The following is an 11713-nucleotide window of genomic DNA, read 5'->3' as shown; positions in this document are numbered from 1 at the left end:
CGGTCAAGCCGGCTTTAGCCGGATTCGAACCGTTGCTGCCTTGCTGCTCTTGCGGTTTGTCGCAAATCACCCAACAGTGTCCCGCGCAGCCGATTTTTCCAAGGAATGCAGCCTTGCGCTATGCTCTCTATTTCACGCCGCCCAAAGACGATCCGTTGACCTCGCTTGCCGCCCGCTGGTTGGGACGAGACGCGTTTTCCGACGAGATTTTTTCCGATAAAGCCATGGGTCCCGTGCCGGAAGATCATGCCGAGCTGACGGCCGATCCACGCCGCTACGGCTTCCATGCCACTCTGAAGGCGCCCTTCGAGCTTGCCGGCTCGGTGACCGAGCGCGACCTTCTCGATGTCGCCGCCGAATTCGCCTCTCAGACGAAGGCTTTTACCATTCCGGAGCTGGTGCTTGGCCAGCTCGGCCATTTCTTCGCGCTCGTGCCGGGCTCGCTCTACCAGCCGCTGCAGGATTTCGCCTTTCGCGTCGTCAAGGCCTTCGAGCCATTCCGCGCGCCGCTTTCCGATCACGATATCGCCCGGCGCAAGCCGGAGGGCCTGACCGAACCGCAGCGCGCCAACCTGCTGCGCTGGGGCTATCCTTACGTCAACGACGAGTTCCGCTTCCATATGACGCTGACGGGACCGGTTCCGGCCGAGCGTCAAGCCGGCATGCACGACGTCCTGCGCGCGCGCTTCGCCGACCATACCGGCAAGCCGCTCGATATTTCCGGCCTCGCCATCTTCATCGAAGAAGAGCGCGGCGCTCCCTTTACCGTCCGTTCCTGGCTGCCGCTTGCCGGCGCCTAATATGAAAGAGCCGATATGACCAAAGAGACCGTCCTTTCCAACGCCCGCATCGTCCTCGAAGACAAGATCGTCGAGGGTTCCGTGCTGATCCGCGACGGTCGTATCGCCGCCATTTCCGAAGGCAGGTCCGAGATCGGCGAGGATTTCGAGGGCGATTATCTGATCCCTGGCCTCGTCGAGCTGCATACCGACCATCTCGAAGCGCATTACTCCCCACGTCCTGGCGTTCGCTGGAACAAGACGGCAGCGATCCAGGCGCATGACGCCCAGATCGTCACCTCGGGCATTACCACGGTATTCGACTGCCTGCGCATGGGCTCGGACGAAGACGGCGGTTTCGAAAAGGGCGAGATGCGCGACATGGCCGACGCCATCCAGGCGGCCCAGCGCGAAGACCGCCTGCGGGCCGATCACCTGATCCATCTGCGCTGCGAGGTTTCTTCCGACAACGTTCTCGATCACTTCCAGGATTTCGAGAAGGACCCATACGTGCGTCTGGTCTCGCTGATGGACCATGCGCCGGGCCAGCGCCAATTCCAGACCATGGATCAGTACATCTTCTACTACCAGAAGAAGCGCGGGCTCAGCGACGAGGCCTTTGCCAAATTCGTCGCCAAGCGCCAGGAAGAATCGGCCAAATATGCGACGCCGCATCGCGACGTGATCTCCAAGGTCTGCGCCGAGCGCGGCATTACCGTTGCCAGCCATGACGACGCAACGCTCGCCCATGTCGACGAAGCCATCAATTACGGCGTCCGCCTGGCGGAGTTCCCGACCAGCATCGACGCCGCGAAGGCTTCGCACGGCGCCGGCATGAGCGTGCTGATGGGCGCGCCGAACATCGTGCGCGGCAAATCGCACTCGGGCAATATTGCCGCCCGCGACCTTGCCGAGCTTGGCGTGCTCGATGTGCTTTCCTCCGACTACGTGCCGCTCAGCCTGCTGCATGCACCCTTCATTCTCGCGGACGAAGTCGAGGGCATTTCGCTGCCGCAGGCGATCGCCATGGTGACGGCAACGCCGGCAAGGACCGTTAGCCTGAACGACCGCGGCCGTATCGCAGAAGGCTTGCGCGCCGATATCGTACGCGTTCGCCGCGATCACGGCGTTCCGGTCACGCGCTCCGTCTGGCGGGAGGGGCGGCGGGTCGCATGAGCGCGGATCCGAATACCAAGCCGGCTAATCCGGCGACTCCGGTGGCAGGCACGCTTGCTGTCGTCGTCGGGCCGAGCGGCGCCGGCAAGGATACGCTGATGAATCTGGCCGCCCGGCATTTTGCCGGCCGGCCTGACGTACATTTCGTGCGTCGCGTGATCACGCGCGACGGTGATGCCGGCAATGAGGACCACAGAAGCGTTTCCGACGCGGATTTCGATGCGATGGAACATGCAGGCGCCTTCGCCGTCTCTTGGGACGCGCACGGTCTGAAATACGGCATTCCCGCCGATGTCTTCGATGAGCTTGCGCGGGGCCATCTGGTCATCGCCAACGGCTCGCGCTCGGCGCTGCATCATTTCCAGGCCGCATTCCCGCGTCTGAAAGTCATCAACATCACGGCGTCACGCGAAGTGCTGGCCGAGCGCCTGATGGCGCGCGGACGCGAGAGCCGAGAAGACGTGCTGAAGCGGCTGGAGCGCAGTACCCTCACCCTCCAGGGCAGCTACGATGTTGCCGATATCGACAATAGCGGCACGCTCGAAGAGGCCGAGCGCGCTATCATTTCCGTGCTGAAAGCGCTGATTGAGAAGTGAAGTTGGACAATCTCGCCCCTGGCGGGCGAGAAAGCAATTTCACTAGTTTAGGAATTGCGCTACCGGAAGCTCCGCGTACGCGAAGCCAAGCGCAATTTCTAAGCTATTGAAATTGCAGGAGAGGGGATCTTTTCTTGCTCATTCCGTTCCAGGACACTGGTGCGCCCCTACCTACCCACGCCCTTGCAAAATCTAGCATTTACCCTGACGGCTAAATGCTGATTTTGCTTTCCCGCCCGCAAGGGGCGGGATAGGCATCTCAATGCGCCTCATCCCAATTATGGGCGGCGCGCGCATCGACCTTCAGCGGCACGGCCATATCGACCGCCGGCATGGCGGCATTTTCCATGACCGAGACGATGATCGGCGTCGTGCGCTCGACATCGGCATCCTCGACCTCGAAGATCAGTTCGTCATGCACCTGCAGGAGCATGCGGACGCGATCGCCGAGTCCGGCCGAAGCAAGCGCGGGCTCCATCTTGATCATGGCGCGGCGGATGACGTCGGCGGCTGAGCCCTGGATCGGCGCGTTGATCGAGGCACGCTCGTTGAAGGCGCGGACGGACGGGTTGGAAGAGCGGATTTCCGGGAAATGGATGCGGCGACCGAAGATGGTCTCGACATAGCCCTTGTCGCGGGCAGCCTGCTTGGTGCCGTCCATGTAGTCGCGGATGCCGGGGAAGCGCTCGAAATACTTCTTGATGTAGTCGCCGGCTTCCGAGCGCTCGATGGAAAGCTGGTTGGCGAGGCCGAAGGCTGAAATGCCGTAGATGATGCCGAAGTTGATCGCCTTGGCGCGGCGGCGCACCTCGCTCGGCATGCCCTCCACCGGCACGCCGAACATTTCGGATGCCGTCATCGCGTGAATGTCGATTCCGTCTTCGAAAGCCTGCTTGAGCTGCGGGATATTGGCGACATGCGCCAGTACGCGCAGTTCGATCTGGCTGTAGTCGGCGGAGACGAGCTTGTGGCCCGGCGTCGAAATGAAGGCCGTGCGGATCTTGCGGCCTTCAGCCGTGCGCACCGGAATATTCTGCAGGTTCGGCTCGGAGGACGACAGGCGCCCGGTCGTGGTCGATGCCAGCGAATAGGAGGTGTGAACGCGCTTCGTCTCAGGATGGACGTAGCTCGGCAAAGCATCCGTATAGGTGGATTTCAGCTTGGTGAGCTGGCGCCAGTCGACGATCTTGCGCGGCAGCTCGAAGCCCGCGGCCGCCAGATCCTCCAGCACCTGGGCCGAGGTCGACCACTGGCCGGTCTTGGTCTTGCTGCCGCCGGCCAATCCCATCTTGCCGAAGAGGATATCGCCGAGCTGCTTCGGGGAGCCGATGTTGAAGCGCTCGCCGGCCAGCGTATAGATCTCGTCCTCAAGGGCGGCGGCGCCCTGTGCCAGCTCGCCGGAAAGGCGCGAGAGGATCTGCCGGTCGATGGTGATGCCGCGCTCTTCCATATGGGCAAGCACCGGCACGAGCGGCCGCTCCAGCCGCTCGTAGACGGCCGAAAGCTTCTCCGCAGCAAGCCGCGGCTTCAGCACGAGCCACAGGCGCAGCGTCACATCGGCATCCTCGGCGGCATAGGCCGTGGCACGGTCGATATCGACGAGATCGAAGGTGACATTGGATTTGCCGCTGCCGGCAACGTCCTTGTAGGCGATCGGCGTATGACCGAGCCAGCGCTCCGAAAGGCTGTCCATGCCATGCGTGGCATTCGAGCCGCCATCGAGCACGTAGGACAGGAGCATGGTATCATCGAAGGCCTTGGTCTCGATGCCGTAGCGCCTCATCAGCAGGTAGTCGTATTTCAAATTCTGCGCGATCTTGAGGATAGATGTATCCTCCAGCAGCGCTTTCAATCTCGGCAGGGCCTCGCGCAGCGGGATCTGATTGTCCGCCAGACCGCCGCCGAGGAGGTCGCCGACCCCGGTCTTGTGATTGAGCGGGACATAGGCGGCGCGGATGGAGCCGCCTGTGGGATCATCGCGGTTGTCGGCTATCGCCAGCGAGAAGCCGACGATTTCGGCCTGCATCGCATCGAGCGACGTCGTCTCGGTATCGAAGGCGACGATGCCGGTCTCGCGCGCATCCGCGATCCATTGATCGAGGACGGCGATATCGCGAATGGTCACATATTTCGAATGATCGATCGGCGCGTTGGCGAAACTTGCAGCGCGCGCCTTGGCGAGGTCCTCGGGTTCAGCGGTGCCATCCAAAGCCAGACGCGCCTTGGCCGACGGTGCCGGAACGGACGCCCCTTCCGCCTCGACAACGCTGCCGGCGACGAGATCGACATTGTCACCGACATCGAGATCCGGGCCATGGGCGCCCTCACCCCACTCGATCTTGACGACGGAGGGCTCGATCGCCGCCGCATCGCAATCGCAGGCCTCCGCCACGCGCCGCGTCAGCGTCGTAAATTCCATGGCTTTCAGGAAGCCGATCAGCTTCGGACCGTTCTGCGGCTCCAGCACCAGCTCATTGAGCGCAAGCTCCAACGGCACATCCGTCCTCAGCGTCACAAGCTGACGGGAAATGCGGGCAAGCTCGGCGTTGGCAATGATGTTTTCGCGGCGCTTCTGCTGCTTGATCTCGCCAGCACGGGCAAGCAGGGAATCGAGATCGCCGAACTCTTCCAGAAGCTGCGCCGCCGTCTTCGGGCCGATGCCGGGAATGCCCGGTACGTTATCGACCGAATCGCCGGTCATGGCCTGCAGGTCGATCATCTTGTCCGGCGGTACGCCCCATTTCTCGACGACGTCGGGAATGCCGATCTGCTTGTCCTTCATGCTGTCATACATATGGACCATGGGCGTGACGAGCTGCATCAGATCCTTGTCGGACGAGATGATCGTCACATCGGCGCCGGCCGCTTCCGCCTGACGGGCGTAGGTCGCGATGATGTCGTCTGCTTCGAAGCCATCGGTCTCGATGCAAGGCAGGTTGAAGGCGCGTGTCGCCTCGCGGATGAGCCCGAATTGCGGGACCAGCTCTTCCGGTGGCGCCGAACGATTGGCCTTGTATTCCGGGAAAATTTCCTTGCGGAACGTCTTCGAGGAATAGTCGAAAATGACGGCGAAATGGGTGGGCGTTACCCCGACGGAGGTATCACGCGCCGAGGTCAGCAGCTTCCACAGCATGTTGCAGAAACCGGAGACGGCACCGACAGGCAACCCATCGGACTTGCGCGTCAGCGGCGGCAGGGCATGGAAGGCCCGGAATATGAAACCGGAGCCGTCGACGAGGAAGAGATGATCACCTTTTTTCATGGAAGCATGGATAGCGTGACGCACCTCCAACGTCCATATAAACTTCAATTTTACAGCGCCTGGGGAAAGCCGAATCTCTCACCGAAACTTTACTAAATTTTAATCAATCTAATCTGCGCATTCCCTTGAAAAACCACATTCGGAACCACAAATCTTAATCACCGGCGATTGATGCGCCGAGGGTCTGACAACCGGCCTGTCCCCCGCCACGTCAGACTTGGACAAAGGCCTATCCCCTCTCCGGGCCTTTGTCCCCCTTTACGAGCCGCCATGGCGCCCTCCAGGCCATGGCGGCTTTTTCATGCCGAAAAATACAACCCTTGACTGTTAAAAAATAAACCCAAGTTGCCGATTCCCAAGCACGTCTACCCGAGAATTCCGGATTGTCTTGATTTTGAATTGTCGGCATATTTGCAATCATGGGATTTAACCGGATGGACTCCGCCGCCTACCTTGCCAGTCAAATGGCGAAAGGATTCGCTCGCTCGTTACAGCAACGCGCGGCAAGGCTCGGTTTTTCCCCCGGCCAGTTTCCTATCCTGCTGGAATTGTGGTCCGAGGACGGGCTCACACAGAAACAATTGCTTGAAAGGGTCGATATCGAGCAGGCGACGATGGCCAATACGCTGTCACGCATGGAACGAGACGGGCTGGTGGAGCGCCGCCCGCATCCGTCGGACAAGCGGGCGCAGCTGATATTCCTGACGAGCAAGGCCGCGGCCATGCAGGCGGAAGCCATCGAAGCGGCCATGGCCGCGGACACAGACCTTTTCAAAGACTTTCGTCAATTCGAACGCGAACTGCTGCTGGAATATATCCGGCGCATCCTGGAGAATGCCAGGCAACTCTGAAGCACGTGGCGATCTTTCGGATTCTTGTGCCTTGAGTATTTGATAAGAGCAAGGCTCGATCCAAGGGGACAAGCTACGGTAAATTTTCAGTTTTAACGCCTCGAAACCGGTCTGCCTTTGGTCTATCGTCGCTCCAAATCTCATGTAAGGAGTCGGATATGACCGATCTATCGCCCGTTCTCGACCGCGCCGATCAGAACCTCCCTTCCAGTCTCGACAATCTCTTCGAGCTGCTGCGCATCAAGTCCATCTCGACGGACCCGGATTACAAGGCGGAATGCCGCAAGGCGGCCGAATGGCTGACGTCTTATCTGAACTCGCTGGGCTTCAAGGCCTCCGTGCGCGACACGCCCGGCCATCCGATGGTGGTTGCCCACCACGATGCCGGCAGCGCCGACGCGCCGCATGTGCTTTTCTACGGTCACTACGACGTGCAGCCGGTCGATCCGATCGAACTCTGGGAAAGCGATCCCTTCGCTCCGTCCATCAAGGACATGGGCAATGGCCGCAAGGTCCTGACCGGCCGCGGCACCTCCGACGACAAGGGCCAGCTCATGACCTTCGTCGAGGCCGTTCGCGCCTACAAGGAAACCAGGGGCACGCTGCCCGTGCGCATCACCATCCTGTTCGAAGGCGAAGAGGAATCCGGCTCGCCCTCGCTCAAGCCCTTCCTCGAAGCCAATGCCGCCGAACTGAAGGCGGATTTCGCGCTCGTTTGCGATACCGGCATGTGGGATGGCGATACGCCGGCGATCTCTGCCGGCCTGCGTGGGCTGGTGGGCGAGGAAATCGTCATCACCGCAGCCGACCGCGACCTGCATTCAGGCCTCTTCGGCGGCGCTGCCGCCAATCCGATCCATATCCTCACCGATGTCCTGGCCGGGCTGCATGATGAGGCGGCGCGCGTGACGCTTCCCGGCTTCTACGACGGTGTCGAGGAAACGCCGGCCAACATCAAGGCCTCCTGGGAAACGCTCGGCATGACTGCCGAAAAATTCCTCGGCGAGGTGGGCCTCTCGGTTCCCTCGGGCGAAAAGGGCCGTTCGGTGATGGAACTCACCTGGGCGCGGCCGACGGCCGAGGTCAACGGTATATGGGGCGGCTACACCGGCGCCGGCTTCAAGACCGTGATCGCGGCCAAGGCATCGGCGAAAGTTTCGTTCCGCCTCGTCGGCCAGCAGAATCCGGCCGCGATCCGCGAGAGCTTCCGTGCCTACGTGCATTCGAAAATACCGGCCGATTGCTCGGTGGAATTCCATGAGCACGGCGGCTCGCCGGCCATCCAGCTTTCATACGATTCGCCGGCCCTGACCAAGGCGAAGACGGCCCTCTCCGATGAATGGCCGAAGCCCGCCATCGTCATCGGCATGGGCGGCTCGATCCCTATCGTCGGCGATTTCCAGAAGATGCTCGGCATGGAATCGCTGCTCATCGGCTTCGGTCTCTCCGACGACCGCATCCACTCACCGAACGAGAAGTACGAGCTGCGGTCCTACCATAAGGGTATCCGCTCCTGGGTCCGCGTCCTCGACGCACTCGCCGGCTAAGCGATCCGCGGGACGCGCCCATTTCCTGCGCGCGTCCCGCAACCGTTTTCGCCCCGGCGGCAAACCTTGCCGTCATTCGGAGCGAGCCGAGGCTACCGTCGCACCATCTGGTTAAGATCGATTGCGAGAGAATATGGGAATCTGGATCGATACCGACATGGGGTTCGATGACATTGCCGCCATTCTGGTGGTCGCGCATTCGGATCTTGTCATCGACGGCGTTTCGCTGGTGAGCGGCAACGCGCCGCTGTCGCATGTCCAGGCCAATGCGGCGAGCGCTGCTGCCGTTTTCGGCTGGACCTTTCCAATCCATACGGGCCGCGAGCTGCCTGTCCTTTGCATGCTGGAAACGGCGCAAGGCATTCTCGGCCAAACCGGCATTCCCACGACCGGCAGGAGCCTGCCACCGGCCGATCCGCTTCCGATGAGCGATGCTTTCGGCGCACTCTGCGACTGGCTTTCGGATGGGAAGGGGCCGAAACGCATTCTGGCGCTTGGGCCGCTCACGAACATTGCGGCGCTGGCGCTGGCCCGGCCGGATCTTGCCGCGCGCATCGACGAGCTGACATGGATGGGCGGCGGCGTCACTGCCGGCAATCATACGGCATCGGCGGAATTCAACGCCTTTGCCGATCCCGAGGCGCTCGCCATTGTGCTGGCGCATAGCCTGCCGCTGCACATGATCGATCTCGACATTTGCCGCAAGGTGCTGGCCTGGCCGGAAGATGTCGCCCGTCTCCGTAAGACGGAGGGCGAAAAGGCGCAGCTGCTCGCCGACCTGCTGGAAGGTTACGTCAATATCGCCATCAGCCGCGGCAGGCCGGCCATGGCAATCTACGATCCGACGGCGGCCGCCATTTTCGCCGAGCCGGAGATCGCTACCCTTCGGCACGCGCGGATCGAGGCGGAATTGCACGGGCAGCATACGCGCGGGCGCACCGTCGTCGAAACGCGTGCCTCGCATGCAGTGTTCAATGCTCATTTCGCCGCCGATATCGATAGGGAGAAGGCACGCCGGATCATCTTTGATGCGCTGCTTCTGGAGGCCGGCCGATGAGCGAAGATACTGACGAACCGGCGGACCTGAATGCTCCGGAGCTGCGCTCACGCGCAGTCGCCGCTGCGCGCGGCGATCAACCCTTCGATCTGCTGATTGTGGACGGCCGCCTTGTCGATATGGTGACCGGCCAGATCCGTGCCGCCGATATCGGCATCGTCGGCCCGCTGATCGCAAGCGTGCATGCGCCTGGTGGCCGCAGGGACGCGGCACGGACGATCGATGCCCGGGGCTGCTTCGTCTCGCCCGGGCTGATCGACACCCATATGCATATCGAAAGCTCGATGGTGACGCCGGCAAGCTATGCCGAGGCCGTGCTGCCGCGCGGCGTAACGACGATCGTCTGGGATCCGCATGAATTCGGCAATGTGCACGGTCTGGATGGCGTGCGCTGGGCAATAAAGGCGACGCGGCGACTGCCGCTGCGGGTCGTGCCGCTGGCGCCCTCCTGCGTACCCTCCGCGCCTGGGCTGGAGTTGGCCGGCGCCGATTTCGATGCGGCAGCCATGACGGAGATGCTGACCTGGCCCGAGATCGGCGGCGTTGCGGAAGTCATGACGATGCGCGAGGTGATCAATGGCGATCCGCGTGCCGGCGCAATCATCGATGCCGGGCTGCGTTCGGGCAAGATGATCTGCGGCCATGCCCGCAGCCTGGAGGGTGCGGATCTCAACGCTTTCATGGCGGCCGGTGTCTCTTCCGATCATGAGCTCACCTCCGGCGGCGACCTGCTCGCCAAACTCTCGGCGGGTCTGGCGATCGAGCTTCGCGGCTCGCACGACCATCTGCTGCCGCAATTCGTCGGCGTCATCAACGATCTCGGCTTTCTGCCGCAGACCGTGACGCTTTGTACCGACGACGTCTTTCCCGATGACCTTCATGAGCGTGGCGGCCTCGATGATGTGGTGCGCCGTCTCGTCGGTTATGGCCTCAAGGCCGAATGGGCCTTGCGGGCAGCGACCTTGAATGCTGCCATGCGGCTGGGCCGCAGCGATCTCGGCCTGATCGCGGCCGGGCGACGCGCGGATATCGTCCTCTTCGAAGATCTACGGCGTTTCAAGGCCCGATATGTGATCGCCAATGGCGCAGCCGTTGCCGATGCCGGCCGGATGATCGGCATCGTCGAGCGCGCCGACCCCGCACCGCTGCGCAATTCGGTCAAGCTGACGCCGCTCGGCGAAAACGATTTCCGTGTGGCGGCAGCGGGCAGCCGCGTGCGGCTTGCGACCATCGACCAGCCGCGCTTCACGCAATGGGGAGAGACCGAGGCCGACGTGCGGGACGGCTTCGTCGTGCCGCCGGAAGGAACCACCATGATCGCCGTTGCCCATCGTCACGGCAAGGCGGATGGCCGGCCACGCGTCGGCTTTCTGGCCGGCTGGGGCGAATGGCGCGGCGCCTTCTGCACGACTGTTTCGCATGACAGCCACAACCTGACGGTTTTCGGCGGCAATACAGCGGATATGGCAATCGCCGCCAATGCCGTGATCGAGGCCAGCGGCGGCCTAGCCGTCGCGCGCGACGGCAGGATCGAGGCGCTGTTGCCCCTGCCGCTCTCAGGCCTCGTCAGCGATGCACCGCTCGAGGAAACCGCCCTCGCCTTCTGCGCTGTCCGCGACGCGATGGATAATCTTGTCGGCTGGAATCCGCCCTATCTCGTCTTCAAAGCCTGCTTCGGCGCAACGCTTGCCTGCAACGCCGGGCCGCATCAGACGGATCGCGGCATTGCCGATGTCGCGGCGGGACGGGTGCTGGAGACGCCGGTGCTTGAGGAGTTTTAGGTTCTTCCTTGCCTGCTATCGGCTGCGCCTTGGTCACCCCCCTCCCCCAGCTCCTGCTCTACCAGCGTCGTCCAGAAAGCCACGCCGGAGGCAATTGCCTCGTCGTTGAAGTCATAGGCCGTGTTGTGGTGCAGTGCGCCGTCGATGGCCGGGCCGTTGCCGAGCCAGACATAGCAGCCCGGAGCATTCTGGCCGAAAAAGGCGAAATCGTCGCCGGCGGTCGAGGGCGGAAAACGAGTCAGCACCTTCTCGCCAAAGACTGTTTTTGCTGCCTTCAACGCCCGCTCCGTGGCATCGGCATCATTCACGACGGGCGGAATGCGGCGCTCGAACCGATAGTCGGCGGTAATCCCGAACATGGCGGCCGTCCCATGCGCGAGGCGTCCGATCTCCTCCTCGAGCTGATCGCGGACACCAGGTGTGTAGGCGCGCGCCGTGCCGCCGATCTCGACGGTGTCGGGAATGACGTTCAGTGCCTTGGGATCGCCCGCCTGCAAAGAGCAGGCGCTGACGACGGCCGGCTGCAGCGGATCGACCACCCGCCCGACAATGGTCTGAAGCGCAGAAAGAAAGGTTGCCGCGGCCGTGATCGGATCCTTGCCGAGATGCGGCTTGGCGCCGTGGGTTCCCGTCCCACGGAAAGTGACGCGCCAGCTGTCCGAGG

Annotated in this window: 9 protein-coding genes; 7 read left to right on the top strand and 2 right to left on the bottom strand. The window is 62.4% G+C overall.

Annotation, left to right across the window (positions count from 1 at the left end):
* Positions 1 to 113: 113 nt before the first annotated feature.
* The 3 genes from Q4Q11_RS28395 to phnN are packed head-to-tail and all read left to right on the top strand — an operon-like array spanning position 114 to position 2551.
* Positions 114 to 800, top strand: a complete 687-nt coding sequence (locus Q4Q11_RS28395) for a DUF1045 domain-containing protein (RefSeq protein WP_113216391.1) — start codon at positions 114 to 116, stop codon at positions 798 to 800.
* Between the two features lie 15 nt (positions 801 to 815).
* Positions 816 to 1955 (top strand): alpha-D-ribose 1-methylphosphonate 5-triphosphate diphosphatase, encoded by a 1140-nt coding sequence (locus Q4Q11_RS28390; RefSeq protein ID WP_112511592.1) that lies wholly within the window; start codon positions 816 to 818, stop codon positions 1953 to 1955.
* A complete protein-coding gene (gene phnN, locus Q4Q11_RS28385) occupies positions 1952 to 2551 on the top strand; it encodes a phosphonate metabolism protein/1,5-bisphosphokinase (PRPP-forming) PhnN (protein ID WP_498571565.1) in 600 nt (199 codons plus the stop codon). The genes Q4Q11_RS28390 and phnN overlap by 4 nt, the downstream gene beginning before the upstream one ends.
* Positions 2552 to 2810: 259 nt before the next feature.
* Here the strand turns inward: phnN and polA are convergent, their stop codons facing one another.
* On the bottom strand, positions 2811 to 5813 hold the full coding sequence (gene polA / locus Q4Q11_RS28380) for a DNA polymerase I (RefSeq protein ID WP_498571564.1): 3003 nt from the start codon (positions 5811 to 5813) through the stop codon (positions 2811 to 2813).
* A gap of 434 nt (positions 5814 to 6247) precedes the next feature.
* Here polA and Q4Q11_RS28375 point away from each other — a divergent pair, with 434 nt between their 5' ends.
* From Q4Q11_RS28375 to Q4Q11_RS28360, 4 genes are all read left to right on the top strand, one after another.
* A complete protein-coding gene (locus Q4Q11_RS28375; protein ID WP_112511600.1) occupies positions 6248 to 6664 on the top strand; it encodes a MarR family transcriptional regulator in 417 nt (138 codons plus the stop codon).
* A gap of 158 nt (positions 6665 to 6822) precedes the next feature.
* Positions 6823 to 8211 carry a M20/M25/M40 family metallo-hydrolase gene (locus Q4Q11_RS28370; RefSeq protein ID WP_498571563.1) on the top strand — a complete coding sequence of 463 codons (1389 nt, stop codon included), beginning with the start codon at positions 6823 to 6825 and terminating at the stop codon, positions 8209 to 8211.
* A 133-nt stretch (positions 8212 to 8344) separates the two neighbouring features.
* On the top strand, positions 8345 to 9268 hold the full coding sequence (locus Q4Q11_RS28365; RefSeq protein ID WP_498571562.1) for a nucleoside hydrolase: 924 nt from the start codon (positions 8345 to 8347) through the stop codon (positions 9266 to 9268).
* Positions 9265 to 11049, top strand: coding sequence for an adenine deaminase (locus Q4Q11_RS28360; protein WP_498571561.1), 1785 nt, complete (start codon positions 9265 to 9267; stop codon positions 11047 to 11049). The genes Q4Q11_RS28365 and Q4Q11_RS28360 overlap by 4 nt, the downstream gene beginning before the upstream one ends.
* Here the strand turns inward: Q4Q11_RS28360 and Q4Q11_RS28355 are convergent.
* Positions 11046 to 11713: M20/M25/M40 family metallo-hydrolase (locus Q4Q11_RS28355; RefSeq protein ID WP_498571560.1), on the bottom strand; the 668-nt coding region annotated here is incomplete at its 5' end. The two genes, Q4Q11_RS28360 and Q4Q11_RS28355, sit on opposite strands and share 4 nt — an antisense overlap.

The sequence above is a fragment of the Rhizobium sp. UFLA01-1127 genome (assembly GCF_059803845.1).
Note: the sequence above shows the minus strand (reverse complement) of the source record. Positions and strands in the feature narration are given on the sequence as shown.